Here is a 14,354-nt window from a genome sequence, read left to right as displayed (position 1 = left end):
AGCTCTCGCTGGCGTCGTCGTGACCGGAAGCGGATGTCGCGAGGTTGCCTTGAACGCTATTCGGTGAAACGAGCAAGTGTCGGGGGGGAGGCAGATGACAACGACGGCCGGGGGGACCTCGACCGATCGCAATGCCGTCCTGACTACACTTGGCGACTACATCCGAGAGATAAACAATCCCGACGATCTTGCCTACGCCGCGGCTGAGCTGCTCGGCCGGAGTCTGAAGGTCAGCCGGGCAGGCTATGGCACGGTCGATACTTCCGCCGAAACCATCACCATCGTTCGCGACTGGAATGCGCCGGGCATTTCGAGCCTCGCTGGCGTGCTGCAATTCCGCGACTACGGCAGCTACATCGAGGACCTGAAGCGGGGCGAGACCGTCGTGTGTGCCGATGCGGAAAAAGATCCTCGCGTCGGCGACCGTGCCGCAGCGCTCGAAGCCATCTCCGCGCGCGCGCTCGTCAATATGCCGATCTCCGAGCCCGACGGGGTCGTGGCGCTGCTGTACCTCAATAACGCGGCGCCGCGCGAATGGAGCCCTGACGAGCTGGAGCTCATCCGCGACGTCGCCGAGCGCACGCGCACAGCGGTCGAGCGTCGCCGCGCGGAGACGGCCGTGCGGGAGAATGAGGCCCGGCTGCTCTTTCTGGACGCACTCAACAAGGAGACGGCCAAGATCCAAGATGCCGATGGTGTGATGGCGGTGACGACCAGGATGCTCGGAGAGCATCTCGGCGTTTCCAATTGTGCCTACGCCGACATGGATTCCGATCAGGACGGCTTCACCATTCGCGGCGATTGGGCCGCGCCCGGCGCGATGCACATCCTTGGGCATTACAGCCTGGCCGATTTCGGACGGAAGGCGGTGCGAGAGCTTGGGGCCGGCAGGCCTCTCATCATCAACGACAATTTGAAGGAGATCGCGCCCGAGGAAGCTGCCGCGTTCCAGAATATCGGGATCGGTTCGACGATCTGCATGCCCCTCGTCAAGGAGGGCCGGCTCACTGCCCTGATGGCCATTCATCACCGCGGCCCGCACCGCTGGACGTCGCGCGAGCTCGCCTTGCTCTCCGAGGTGACCGAACGATCATGGGCGCATATCGAGCGCGTCCGCTCGGAACAGGCGGCCCGGGACGCGGCCGAACGGCTGGTCCTCGCGAACAAGGCGGCCGGCATTGGTACATGGGACTACGACCCGGTCAGCGACGTCTTGCGATGGGACAGCCGTTGCAAGGAGGTGTTCGGCCTCTCGCCCGACGCCGAGGTCAGCTATGAGGGATCGTTCCTGAAGGGCATCCATCCCGATGACAGGCAGCGCGCTCACGAAGCCGTCTCGGCGGCGCTGAATTCTCATACTCCGACGAGTTACAACATCCAATACCGAACCGTCGGCAGCGAGGATGGTATCGAGCGCTGGATCGCCGCGACGGGGCAGGCCTTCTTCTCCAACGGCCAGGCTGTTCGTTTCATCGGGACGGTGCTGGACATCTCGGCGCAAAAGAAAACCGAGCGCCACTTGAGAATACTGAACGACACGGGCGCATCGGTGGCCCGCGAGCGCGACCTCGAGAAGATCGTACAGATCGTGACGGATGCCGGCGTCGAGCTGACGGGCGCGCAGTTCGGGGCCTTCTTCTACAATGTCGTGACGGCGGATGGCGGCAGCTACATGCTCTATTCGCTGTCGGGCGCGCCGCGATCCGCTTTCGAGAGCTTCCCGATGCCGCGCAGCACGGCCGTGTTCGAGCCGACGTTCAAGGGCGTGGGCGTGGTGCGGTCCGACGACATCCTGCAGGACCCGCGCTATGGCAAGAATGCGCCGCGGAAGGGTATGCCCGAGGGCCATCTTCCGGTTCGATCTTATCTTGCGGTGCCGGTGATCTCGCGAACGGGCGAGGTCCTGGGCGGGCTCTTCTTTGGCCACGCCGAGACCGGCAAATTCCAGGCCGAGCATGAGGCCGCGTTGCTCGGAATTGCCGGTCATGCCGCCACCGCGATCGACAACGCCCAGCTTCTGACCCGGCTCGAGGCGCTCAATGCCGAGCTGGAGCAGCGCGTCGCCGACGAGATCGCCGAACGCATGAAGGCCGAGGAGCAATTGCGGCAATCCCAGAAGATGGAAGCCGTCGGGCAGCTGACCGGCGGGATCGCGCACGACTTCAACAACATGCTGGCCGTGATTCTCGGCAGCCTGAATCTCGCCAAGCGACGGCTCGGCAAGGGAGAGGTCAACATCGACCGCTTTCTCGAGGGGGCCATCGACGGTGCGAACCGCGCGGCCACCTTGACGCAGAGACTGCTCGCGTTCTCGCGGCAACAGCCTCTGGCGCCGGAAGTCGTGGACATCAACAAGATGGTCGGGGGAATGAGCGAGTTGCTCGAACGCTCGCTCGGAGAGCTCATTCGCCTCGAGACCGTGCTGGCGGCCGGCCTTTGGCGCGTCAAGGCCGATCCGGCTCAGCTGGAAAGCGCCATTATCAATCTCGCGGTCAATGCGCGCGATGCCATGCCGAAAGGCGGCCGGTTGACGTTGGAGACGAGCAACGCCTCGATCGACCGCAAATATGCCCGCGAATATGCATTGTCGCCCGGGCAGTACGTCCTGATTGCGGTCACGGACAACGGCACTGGAATTCCGACCGACCTGCTGGGAAAGGTGTTCGATCCGTTCTTCACGACCAAGGTCGTGGGCAAGGGCACCGGTCTCGGCCTCAGTCAGGTCTACGGCTTCGTGCGGCAGTCGGGCGGGCACGTGAAGATCTACTCGGAAGTCGACGTCGGCACGACGGTGAAGATCTATCTTCCGCGCTTCGCGGGCGAGGAGGCTGTCTCGACTTCGTCGCCAGGCGCGGCACATCCCGGTGCAAGCCTCCAGGGCGAGACCATCCTCGTCGTCGAGGACGATGAGCGGGTCCGCAGCGTCTCGTCCGAAAGCCTGCGTGAGCTTGGCTATACGGTCGTCGAAGCGGCGAGCGCCAAGGAAGCGATCAAGACGATCGAAGACGGTTTCGTTCCAGATCTGCTGTTTACCGACGTCGTCATGCCCGACATGACCGGCGCCGAACTTGCTGCCGAACTGTCGAAGCGGCGCCCGGATCTGAAGGTGCTGTTCACCACCGGTTACACGCGCAACGCCATCGTCCATAACGGCATGCTCGATGCCGGCAAGCATCTGCTGTCCAAGCCCTTCGCGATCGAAGACCTCGCTGCCAAGGTTCGCAGTCTGCTCGACGAGGGTTGAAGAGCTATCGCATCGCGCCGCGGGCTCGACACGAATGCAAATGTGGGCGAGTGCGAGCGAAAATGTGGCGACAATGGGGAGCAATTCGTCCGCGCATTTTCAGCTCTGCATCACGCGAATGTGCGCGCGACGATCTTGCAGGAGTCCGCAGCCCAAGCTCCGCAGCAAATACTCGAACTACGGAAAAACACGTGTTTCAAAGGGTTTCGGACACACGCTGGTAAATCTTCACTAACGAAGCGCGGCCCTTTGGCGCGAACTGTGGCGTCGCGGTTACAGCAATTCTGTCGATCGCTGATATGACGACGGCACGGCCCGGGGGCCTCTGAAGAAACTGGAACGGGAATCAAATGAGAAAGAATTTGTTGCTTGCTGCTGTGAGCCTCGTCGCGCTGAGCGCGGCGGCGCCGGCGCTGGCTGCTGACCTCGCGGCGCGGCCTTACACCAAGGCTCCGCCGGCGGCGCTCGCTGCGGTGTACGACTGGAGCGGTTTCTACATCGGCATCAACGGCGGCGGCGGTTCCGCGCACAGCACCTGGGATCTCGTCGGTGGTGGCCGCGAAGGTTCGCACGACGCGACCGGCGGCACGGTCGGTGGCCAGATCGGCTATCGCTGGCAGTCCGGTCAGTTCGTGTTCGGCCTCGAAGGCCAGGGCAACTGGGCCGACTTCACGGGCGACAACGTCAGCGCACTGTTCGCCACCCGCAACCGCTCGAAGATCGACTCGTTCGGTCTGATCACGGGCCAGGTCGGTTACGCCTGGAACAACGTGTTGCTCTACGTCAAGGGCGGTGCGGCTGTGGTCGGCGCCAAGTACGATGTCTACAGCACGGCTTCTGGTGCGCTGCTGGCCTCCAACGACCAGACCCGTTGGGGCGGCACGGTCGGTGCCGGCCTCGAGTTCGGCTTCGCGCCGAATTGGTCGGTTGGCGTCGAATACAACCACATCTTCCTGCAGGACAAGGACGTCACGTTCGCCCTGGTGCCGTCGACCGACCGCATCCGTCAGGACGTCGACATGGGCCTCGTCCGCCTGAACTACAAGTTCGGCGGTCCGATGATGGGTCGCTACTGATACAGACCGCTCTGCTTTGAGCGGTCATCGAAAGCCCCGGCCTTGGCCGGGGCTTTTTTGTTGCATGGATTCAGCGAGTTAACCATTGCCCCTCGAGATCATCCGCCGAGCTTGACTCCCGAGAACGAAATGAGAACAATGTTCTTCATACGTTCTAGCAAGGGAGCGAGACATGTTCAGGGTTTTCGTTGAAGAAGCCGCCGCGTTGGCGTCGATCACGCTGTTCGTCGGGATGATCGCGATCTGGGCCCAGGTCATACCGCAGCTCTGAGTCTGGAGGCTTCAAGCGTGTCAGGTTGGGGAAAAGCGGGACGACGGGGCGAAGTCGTCGCTCCGGCGTGGACTCTCGCGGCGCGGCACCCCACCATTGGGCTGCGAGTCGGCCAGACAGGTGCATGATGCCTTGAGGAGCCGGCGACCGCTCCATTCCATCTGCAAGAGGCCGTCACGCGATCATGCCGAGCGCCGGATTTGTCCACCTTCACGTTCACTCGGCCTATTCGCTGCTCAAGGGCTCGATCAAGATCGCCAAGCTCGCCGAGCTCGCCAAGAAGGACCACCAGCCGGCGCTGGCGCTGACCGACACCGACAACATGTTCGGCGCGCTGGAGTTCTCGGACAAGATGGCGGGCTCCGGCATCCAGCCGATCGTCGGCTGCGAGCTGGCGATCGATTTCGGCGATCAGGATCCGAATGCGCGCAACGCGATGGGGCCCTCGCGCGTGGTGCTGCTGGGGGCGCAGGAGCGCGGCTATCGCAGCCTGATGCGGCTCAACTCACGCGCGTTCCTGGAGACGCCGGACAGCCATGCGCCGTTCATCAAATTCGACTGGCTCGAGGGCGAGAGCGAGGGCCTGATCGCGCTGACGGGCGGACCGGACGGGCCGATCTCGCTGGCGCTCGCCGGTGGTCATGCCGAACTCGCGGCCTTGCGCTGCGAGCGTCTGGCGGCCCTGTTCGGCGATCGCCTCTACATCGAATTGCAGCGTCACAACACCGAGAAGGAGCGGCGGGTCGAAAGCGGCTTGATCGACATCGCCTACGCCAAGGGCCTGCCCCTGGTCGCGACCAACGAGCCTTATTTCGCGACGACCGACGATTACGAGGCGCATGACGCGCTGCTCTGCATCGCCGGCGGCCGGCTGATCGCCGAGACCGAGCGCGAGCAGCTCACGCCCGATCACCGCTTCAAGACCCGCGCCGAGATGGCGGTGCTGTTCGCCGACATCCCCGAGGCACTGGCCTCGACGGTGGAGATCGCCGAGCGCTGCTCGTTCCGCCCGATGACGCGCAAGCCGATCCTGCCGTTCTTCACCGTCGGTGCCGCGCAAAGCTCGGATGCCGCGTCGGTGGAGGCCGCCGAGCTGAAGCGCCAGGCGGAGGAGGGGCTCGCCAACCGTCTCCGCGTTCACGGCCTGTCGCAGGGCACCACCGAAGAGGACTACAGCAAGCGCCTGGCGTTCGAGCTCGACGTCATCATGCGCATGAAATACGCGGGCTACTTCCTGATCGTGTCCGACTTCATCAAATGGGCGAAGAGCCAAGGCATTCCGGTCGGGCCGGGCCGCGGCTCGGGCGCGGGCTCGCTGGTTGCCTGGGCGCTGACCATCACCGACCTCGATCCGATCAAGTTCGGTCTGCTGTTCGAGCGCTTCCTCAATCCCGAACGCGTCTCGATGCCGGACTTCGACATCGACTTCTGCCAGGACCGCCGCGGCGAGGTGATCAGGTACGTTCAGGAGCGCTACGGCCGCGACCAGGTCGCGCAGATCATCACCTTCGGAACGCTGCAGGCGCGCGGCGTGCTGCGCGACGTCGGCCGCGTGCTGCAGATGCCCTATGGCCAGGTCGACAAGCTGACCAAGCTGGTGCCGCAGAATCCGGCGGCACCGGTGACGCTGGCGGCCGCGATCGAGAGCGAGCCGAAGCTCCAGGCGTTCCGCGACGAAGATCCCATCGTGGCGCGCGCCTTCGACATCGCGCAGCGCCTCGAAGGCCTGACGCGGCACGCCTCGACCCACGCCGCCGGCATCGTGATCGGTGATCGCCCGTTGAGCGAGCTCGTGCCGCTCTACCGCGATCCCAAATCCGACATGCCGGTGACCCAGTTCAACATGAAATGGGTCGAGCCGGCCGGCCTCGTCAAATTCGACTTCCTCGGCCTGAAGACGCTCACCGTCCTCGACGTCGCGGTGAAGCTGCTGAAGCCGCGCAACATCCACGTCGATCTCGCCACGCTGCCGATCGACGATGCCGAGAGCTACCAGATGCTGGCCCGCGGCGAGGTGGTCGGCGTGTTCCAGGTTGAAAGCCAGGGCATGCGTCGCGCGCTGGTCGACATGCGCCCGGACCGTTTCGAGGACATCATCGCGCTGGTGGCGCTGTATCGGCCGGGCCCGATGGCGAACATCCCGACCTATTGCGCGCGCAAGCACGGCGACGAGGAGCCGGAATATCTGCATCCCGTGCTGGAGCCGATCCTGAAGGAGACCTTCGGCGTCATCATCTACCAGGAACAGGTGATGCAGATCGCGCAAGTGATGTCGGGCTACTCGCTCGGCGACGCCGACCTGCTGCGCCGCGCCATGGGCAAGAAGATCCGCGCCGAGATGGACAAGCAGCGCGACATCTTCGTCGCGGGCGCGGTGAAGAACGGCGTGCCGAAGGGGCAGGCCGAGACCATCTTCGAGCTGCTGGCGAAGTTCGCCGATTACGGCTTCAACAAGAGCCACGCGGCGGCCTATGCGCTGGTGTCCTACCACACCGCCTACATGAAGGCGCATTACCCGGTGGAGTTCATCGCGGCGTCGATGACGCTCGATCTCAACAACACCGACAAGCTCTCCGAATTCCGTTCCGAGGCGCAGCGCCTCGGCATCAAGGTGGAGCCGCCGAACATCAACCGCTCCGGCGCGACCTTCGAGGTCGGCGACAAGACGATCTACTACGCGCTCGCAGCGCTCAAGGGCGTCGGCATCCAGGCGATCGAGCAGATCATCGAGGAGCGTACCAAGCGGGGATTGTTCACCTCGCTCGCCGACTTCGCCGCGCGGGTCAATCCGCGCGCGATCAACAAGCGCATCATAGAAAGTCTCGCTGCCGCCGGCGCCTTCGACACGCTGGAGCCGAACCGCGCCCGGGTCTTCGCCGGCGCGGACTCGATCCTGGCCGCCTGCCAGCGCGCGCATCAGGCCGAGACCATCGGCCAGAACGACATGTTCGGGATGTCGGCGGATGCGCCGACCATCATGCTGCCGCAGATCGAACCCTGGCTGCCGGCCGAAAAGCTCCGCCGCGAATACGACGCCGTCGGCTTCTTCCTGTCGGGCCATCCGCTCGACGATTACGCCACCGTGCTGAAGCGGCTGCGGGTGCAGAGCTGGGCGGAATTCTCGCGCGCGGTGAAGACCGGCGCCACCGCCGGCAAGGTCGCCGCCACCGTGGTCTCGCGCATGGAGCGGCGCACCAAGACCGGCAACAAGATGGGCATCATGGGACTCTCCGATCCCACCGGCCATTTCGAGGCGGTGCTGTTCTCCGAGGGCCTCGCGCAATATCGCGACGTGCTGGAGCCGGGCGCCGCCGTGCTGCTGCAACTGGGCGCCGAGCTGCAGGGCGAGGACGTCCGCGCCCGCGTGCTGCATGCCGAGCCGCTCGACGATGCCGCCGCCAAGACGCAGAAGGGCCTGCGCATCTTCGTGCGCGACACCAAGCCGCTGGATTCGATCGCCAAGCGTCTGGCCGGCCCCGACATGGCGGCTTCGAACGGCGCTGCGCCGAAGGTCGGCAGTCCGGGCATCGCGCCACGCGGAAACGGCGACGGCGAGGTCTCGCTGGTGATGATGCTCGACCTCGAGACCGAGGTCGAGATGAAGCTGCCCGGCCGCTTCAAGGTCTCGCCGCAGATCGCCGGCGCGATCAAGGCGGTCGCGGGCGTGGTGGACGTGCAGCAGATCTGACGCGGCCTGCATCGCCGCAAACCAAAGCTTAACTATCAAGCTCACGCATGGTTTCGAAGTCTGCCGGGCACAGCTATCAGTTGCTTCCCGGCGCGCAACCAAGAAAGAACAACCATGTGTGACAAATGCTCTGAAATTCCGCATCAATCGCTCGCTCCCTCCCGCCGCTCGATGATGCTCTTCGCCGCCTCCGCGCTCGGGGCCGCTGCGCTTGGCGGGGCGGCGTCGGCCAAGGAGGCGAAGGCGCCGCCGAAACCCCAGAACGTGCTGTCGCCCGATGCGGCGCTGAAGCGGTTGATGGAGGGCAATTCGCGCTACGTGTCGGGCGTGTCGCGCCGTCACGATTTCAAGCATGAGCGCGAGGCTCTGGTCGGCGGTCAAAATCCCTACGCGGCCGTTCTGAGCTGCGCCGATTCGCGCATCGCGCCCGAATATGCCTTCGACAGCGGACGCGGCGATCTGTTCGTGTGCCGTGTCGCCGGGAATTTTGCCGGCGACGAGACCGTTGCGAGCATGGAATACACCGTCGCCGTGCTCGGCACGCCGCTGATCCTGGTGCTCGGCCACGACAATTGCGGCGCCGTCGACGCCACGATCAAGTCGCTGAAGGACGACAAGCCGCTGCCCGGGCACATCCCGACGCTGGTCTCCGCCATCGCGCCTTCGGTGAAGACGGCGGCCCAGCAGAGCGGGAATGCGCTCGACAACGCCATCCGCCAGAACGTCGTCGACAACGTTGCCAAGCTGAAATCGGCCGCACCGATCCTCAATGCGGCGGTCGAGCAGGGCAAGCTCAAGGTGGTCGGCGGTATCTATCGGCTGAGCACGGGCGCCGTCGAGTTGCTGGCCCAGGGCTGAGCGCATCGGATGCCAGACGGTCGCGCCTCTATCCGTGAGAGGCCGGCTGTCAGCCGTTGGGCCGGCTCGATTGTCCGGTCTGATCGCATGTTGGGGACTTGAACGAGCCCCGCGCGTTTTCCAGGCTGCGCCGCGGTTGCCGTGAGGCTGCTGCGGCGCTGACGCGCGCGGCGGCATGGCCACGCCACCGCCTCAATCCGAGCTTTTCGTTCAAGCGCCGTTCAGCCGGCCGCGCGCCTGATGCGTGGTGGCACCTCAACAAGAATAACGGGCAGGCGAGCCATGCGTGGGACGTTCAGAGCCTTCATTTGCTTACTCCTGCCGATCGTGGCCCTGGCCGCCGGCGCGCCGGACGCGGCCCGCGCGCAGCAGCCGGAAAAGCGCATCGCGCTCGTGGTCGGCAATGGCGCCTATGCCAAATCGCCGCTGGCGACCACTGCGAACGATGCCGGCCTGATCGCGCAGACGCTGCAGGCGGCCGGCTTCGACGTCGTCGGAGCGCGCGATCTCGACGGCGATACGCTGCGCAAGAGCCTTCGCGACTTCATCCAGAAGGCCCAGGCCTCCGGGCCGGGAACCGTCGCGATGATCTATCTTGCCGGCTATGGCGTGCAGCTTGCCGGCGAGAACTATTTCATCCCGGTCGATTCCAACATCGCCCGCGACACTGACATTCCGACCGAAGCCCTGCGCATCAGCGATTATGTGCGGCAACTCGCTGCCATTCCGCTCAAAGCCAACATCGTCGTGCTCGACGCTGCCCGCGCGCAGCCCTTCATCGAGGGCGGTCAGCCGATCGCGGGCGGTCTGGCGCTGGTCGAGCCCGAGGCGAACATGCTGATCGCGTTCAACGCGGCGCCCGGCACGGTGGCGCCGGAGGAGCCGGGGCCGTACGGCATCTATGCGCAGTCGCTGGCCGAGATGATCCGCACCGGCGGCCTGCCGTTGGAGGAGGTGTTCGACCGCGTGCGCCTGCGCGTCAACGAGGCCTCCAAGGGCGCGCAGGTGCCCTGGAGCGAGCAGAAGATCTCGGCGCCCTTCTCGTTCTTCGAGCGCGGGCCCGACGCGCCGCCGCCGGAGGCCGCACCCGACCAGGTCGCCGCGATCCGCACCAAGCCGATCCGCGATCTCGGCGTGCAGGACGCCTATGCTGCCGCGCTCGCGCGCGACACGCTGGCGGCCTATGAGGAATTCCTCGCGGCCTATCCGGGCGATCCGCTCGCAAAGCGCGTCTTGGCGATCGTGGCGGCGCGCCGCGAGGCGATCACCTGGAGGCGGACCTATCGCGCCGATACGCCGGACGCCTATTGGTCGTATCTGCGCCGCTATCCGCGCGGGCCGCATGCCGGCGATGCCCGGCGCCGCCTCGCGATCCTGACCGCGCCGCTCGAGCCGCCGCCGACATTCGCGATGCTGGACTACGACGTGCCGCCACCGCCGCCGGAGGAGGTGATCTATGTCGACCGTCCGGTGCTGTATTTCAGCGATCCCGATTTCGGCTTCGCGCCGCCACCGCCGCCGGCGGTCTATTACCTGCCGCCGCCGCCGCCGGATTTCGTCGTGCTGCCGCCGCCGCTGCCGGTGATCGGCCTGTTCGTGCTGCCGCAGCCGGTGTTCGTGCCGATCCCGGTGTTCGTCCGGCCGCCGGTCTACGTAGCGCCGCCGCCGAACAACATCATCTACCAGAACATTCATAATACGACGGTGATCAACACGGTGATCAATCGCCCGCCGGCACCTGCGCCGGCCGTGGGGCCGGGGCCTGGTCCGGCCAATCTGGCCCCCGCGGTTGCCGGCCGTGCCAATCCGGCGGGCCCGGCCGTGCCGCAGGCGGTCGCGCAGCGCGCCGCGCTGATCCAGCAGGGCAAGGCACCGATGCCCCCGAGCGCGACGATCCAGCCGGCGGCGAGGCCGGGTATCCCGGCACCTGCTCCCGCGAATGTCGCTCCCACCACGACACCGCAGCCTCCGGCCGCGGCCAAGCTGCCTCCGGCCAATACCCTGCCGGCGCCGGGCACTCCCGGCGCTCCGCCGACGGGGGCGGCGGTTGCGCCCGGCGCTGCTGCGCCGAACGCCGCGCCGAGTCCGACCGCGACGGCCCCTGCTGGCAACGCCGCGGCGACGCCGCAGCCACCCGCATCGGCCAAGCTGCCGCAGGCGAACAAGCTGCCGCAGGCGAATACGCTGCCGCAGGCAAACACACTGCCGGTCCCCGGGACCCCTGGCGGACCGCCGCCGCCGGCAGGTGCCGGGCGCGCGCCCGGCGCTCCCGCATCCCCAGGCAAACCCGTTGCGACCACCACACCGCCCGCCGGCAACATCCCGCCCGCGCAGCCGAACGCGCCGACCGCGGCGGCGCCCAATCAGCCGCCGTCCGGGACTGACCGGCGGGGCAGGCCGGCCGGTCCGCAGCCGGGCGCATTGCCGCCTCCGAGCACGGCCACCGGCCGACCGGGGATCTCGAGCGCGGTCAGGCCGGCGGCGCCTCCGCCGCCACCGGTGGCAGCGCGGGAGCCGTCCAGAGTGCCAGATCGCCGGCCCGTTCCGCCCCCGCAGGCCACCAAGCCCGGCGCGCCGCCGCCGCCTCCGCAGGCTCTGGCGAGACCGACGCCGCCGCCACCGCCACGGGTCGCACCGCCTCCACCGCCCCGGGCTGCGCCACCGCCCGTGGCCGTGGCACGGCCGACCCCACCGCCGCCAATGGCCCGGCCCGCACCGCCGCCAATGGCGCGGCCGGCGCCACCTCCGCCTCCGGTTGCACGGCCTGCGCCGCCGCCACCGCCTGTTGCGCGGTCGGCGCCGCCGCCGATGGCCGCCGCGCCGCCGCGTGCGGCACCGCCCCCGCCGCCGCCTCCGGCGCGGCCCGCCGGGCCTCCCTCAAAGCCATGCCCGCCCGGCCAGCCGAGGTGCTAGTCGGTCGAGGAGGGCGCCGGGAATCGGCAGCAGCGTGATGACCGCAGCTTTCGGGCGGCCGCGACGGCCGCCTTATTTCCTTGCTTCTGGCCGAAATGGCGCTATATAGCGCGCCATCTCACACGGAAACATGGCTCACAAGGCCGTCCGGTGGCAGCCGGGGCGAACGCTCCGTTTTGCTCACACGTTTCCGGAGGAACCAACCGGAGAATCAAAACGATGGCACTACCCGATTTCACTATGCGTCAGCTGCTCGAAGCTGGCGTGCACTTTGGTCACCAGTCGCACCGCTGGAATCCGAAAATGGCTCCGTTCATTTTCGGCACCCGCAACAACATCCACATCGTCGATCTCGCCCAGACCGTGCCGATGCTGCACCAGGCCCTTCAGGCCGTCAGCGACACGGTGGCCAAGGGCGGCCGCATCCTGTTCGTCGGCACCAAGCGCCAGGCGCAGGACGGCGTCGCGGACGCGGCCAAGCGCTGCGCGCAGTATTTCGTCAATTCGCGCTGGCTCGGCGGCACGCTGACCAACTGGAAGACGATCTCGGCCTCGATCAAGCGCCTGCGTCACCTCGACGACGTGCTGGCCGGCGGCGATGCCAGCTCCTACACCAAGAAGGAGCGCCTGACGCTTCAGCGCGAGCGCGACAAGCTCGACCGCTCGCTCGGCGGCATCAAGGACATGGGCGGCCTGCCCGACCTGATCTTCGTGATCGACACCAACAAGGAAGACATCGCGATCCAGGAGGCCCAGCGCCTCAACATCCCGGTCGCCGCGATCGTCGACACCAATTCGGACCCGAAGGGTATCACCTATGTGGTGCCGGGTAATGACGATGCCGGCCGCGCCATCTCGCTGTATTGCGATCTCATCGCGCGTGCGGCGATCGACGGCATCTCGCGGGCCCAGGGTGATTCGGGCATCGACGTCGGCGCCTCGGCTCAGCCGGTCGCCGAGGAGCTGCCGGCGGCGTCGTCGAGCGGCTTCCAGGGCCTTGCAGGTCCGCGCGGCACCGCCGACGACCTCAAGAAGCTCCCGGGCGTGTCGGGGACGATCGAGAAGAAGTTCAACGACCTCGGCATCTTCCACTACTGGCAGCTCGCCGAGCTCGACCACGACACCGCGCACACGATCGGCGAAGAAGTCGGTCTGCCGAGCCGTGCGGATGCCTGGGTGGCCAAGGCCAAGGCGCTGACCGCGGAAGCGGAATAGTCGAGAGAGCGATGGGCTGGCCGGACGAGATCCGGCCACCATTTCAGTTGACGCGAATTCCTGAGATGGACCGCGGCGGGGCGCCTCCGAGCCACGCCGCGGCGAACCGGCAGGCACAAAGGATTTTCAACGATGGCAACGATCACAGCTGCGATGGTCAAGGACCTGCGCGAGTCGACCGGCGCGGGCATGATGGACTGCAAGGCCGCGCTGACCGAGAACGACGGCAACATGGAAGCGGCGCAGGATTGGCTGCGCAAGAAGGGCCTGTCCAAGGCCGCCAAGAAGTCGGGCCGCGTCGCCGCCGAAGGTCTGATCGGCGCGCTCACCAAGGGCACCAAGGGCGTCGTGGTCGAGGTCAATTCCGAGACCGACTTCGTCGCGCGCAACGGTCAGTTCCAGGGCCTGGTCAAGATGATCGCCCAGGTCGCGTTCGACGTCGGGGCCGATGTCGAGAAGATCAAGGCCGCCAAGGTCGGTGACGTCACCGTCGAAGCCGCCATCAACGACGCGATCGCCACCATCGGCGAGAACATGACGCTGCGCCGCGCGGCGTCGCTCGAGGTGAGCCAGGGCGTCGTGGCACATTATGTCCACGGTGCCGTCGTCGACGGCGCCGGCAAGATGGGCGTGATCGTGGCGCTGGAATCGGCCGGCAAGGCCGACGAGCTCGCTGGCCTCGGTCGCCAGATCGCGATGCATGTCGCCGCCGCCAACCCGCTGGCGCTCGATCCGTCCGGCCTCGATCCGGCGGTCGTCAAGCGCGAGAAGGACGTGCTCGCCGACAAATATCGCCAGCAGGGCAAGCCCGAGAACGTGATCGAGAAGATCGTCGAGTCCGGCCTGAAGACCTATTACAAGGAAGTCTGCCTGCTCGAGCAGGCCTTCATCCACGACACCGGCAAGTCGGTGGCGCAGGCGGTGAAGGAGGCCGAGGGCAAGGTCGGCGGGCCTGTGAAGATCGCGGGCTTTGTGCGCTATGCTCTCGGTGAGGGAATCGAGAAGCAGGAAAGCGACTTCGCGGCCGAGGTCGCTGCGGCCAGCGGCAAGAAGTAAGCGCCGGAACGTTCCTTCCGGCGTGCCGCCGGA

General features: G+C 66.6%; 7 protein-coding genes. All 7 read left to right on the top strand.

The annotated features are described in order from the left end of the window. Positions 1–94 precede the first annotated feature (94 nt). The 7 genes from DCM80_RS29845 to tsf all read left to right on the top strand — a co-directional run bounded on the left by DCM80_RS29845 (position 95) and on the right by tsf (position 14,321). Entirely contained in the window at positions 95–3,244 is a 3,150-nt protein-coding gene (locus DCM80_RS29845; RefSeq protein WP_257194955.1) for a GAF domain-containing protein, read from the top strand. Positions 3,245–3,594: 350 nt separating this feature from the next. Then, positions 3,595–4,320 carry an outer membrane protein gene (locus DCM80_RS29840; RefSeq protein ID WP_257194954.1) on the top strand — a complete coding sequence of 242 codons (726 nt, stop codon included), beginning with the start codon at positions 3,595–3,597 and terminating at the stop codon, positions 4,318–4,320. A gap of 455 nt (positions 4,321–4,775) precedes the next feature. Then, positions 4,776–8,279, top strand: coding sequence for a DNA polymerase III subunit alpha (gene dnaE, locus DCM80_RS29835; protein ID WP_257194953.1), 3,504 nt, complete (start codon positions 4,776–4,778; stop codon positions 8,277–8,279). Positions 8,280–8,393: 114 nt separating this feature from the next. After that, a complete protein-coding gene (locus DCM80_RS29830) occupies positions 8,394–9,137 on the top strand; it encodes a carbonic anhydrase (RefSeq protein WP_257194952.1) in 744 nt (247 codons plus the stop codon). A 282-nt stretch (positions 9,138–9,419) separates the two neighbouring features. Then, positions 9,420–12,050, top strand: a complete 2,631-nt coding sequence (locus tag DCM80_RS29825; protein WP_257194951.1) for a caspase domain-containing protein — start codon at positions 9,420–9,422, stop codon at positions 12,048–12,050. Between the two features lie 219 nt (positions 12,051–12,269). Continuing rightward, positions 12,270–13,265, top strand: a complete 996-nt coding sequence (locus DCM80_RS29820; RefSeq protein ID WP_028136108.1) for a 30S ribosomal protein S2 — start codon at positions 12,270–12,272, stop codon at positions 13,263–13,265. A 132-nt stretch (positions 13,266–13,397) separates the two neighbouring features. Beyond that, positions 13,398–14,321, top strand: a complete 924-nt coding sequence (gene tsf / locus DCM80_RS29815; protein ID WP_257194950.1) for a translation elongation factor Ts — start codon at positions 13,398–13,400, stop codon at positions 14,319–14,321. Positions 14,322–14,354: the final 33 nt, after the last annotated feature.

Source organism: Bradyrhizobium sp. WBOS08 (assembly GCF_024585125.1).
Lineage (GTDB): Bacteria > Pseudomonadota > Alphaproteobacteria > Rhizobiales > Xanthobacteraceae > Bradyrhizobium > Bradyrhizobium japonicum_B.
The sequence above is the reverse complement of the archived record's forward strand: the minus strand, read 5'-3'. Positions and strand labels throughout refer to the sequence as shown.

Excerpts from the sequence above, each read along its gene's own strand:
- DCM80_RS29845 (WP_257194955.1), top strand. The coding sequence starts at position 95 with ATGACAACGACGGCCGGGGGGACCTCGACCGATCGCAATGCCGTCCTG.
- DCM80_RS29840 (WP_257194954.1), top strand. The coding sequence starts at position 3,595 with ATGAGAAAGAATTTGTTGCTTGCTGCTGTGAGCCTCGTCGCGCTGAGC.
- dnaE (WP_257194953.1), top strand. The coding sequence starts at position 4,776 with ATGCCGAGCGCCGGATTTGTCCACCTTCACGTTCACTCGGCCTATTCG.
- DCM80_RS29830 (WP_257194952.1), top strand. The coding sequence starts at position 8,394 with ATGTGTGACAAATGCTCTGAAATTCCGCATCAATCGCTCGCTCCCTCC.
- DCM80_RS29825 (WP_257194951.1), top strand. The coding sequence starts at position 9,420 with ATGCGTGGGACGTTCAGAGCCTTCATTTGCTTACTCCTGCCGATCGTG.
- DCM80_RS29820 (WP_028136108.1), top strand. The coding sequence starts at position 12,270 with ATGGCACTACCCGATTTCACTATGCGTCAGCTGCTCGAAGCTGGCGTG.
- tsf (WP_257194950.1), top strand. The coding sequence starts at position 13,398 with ATGGCAACGATCACAGCTGCGATGGTCAAGGACCTGCGCGAGTCGACC.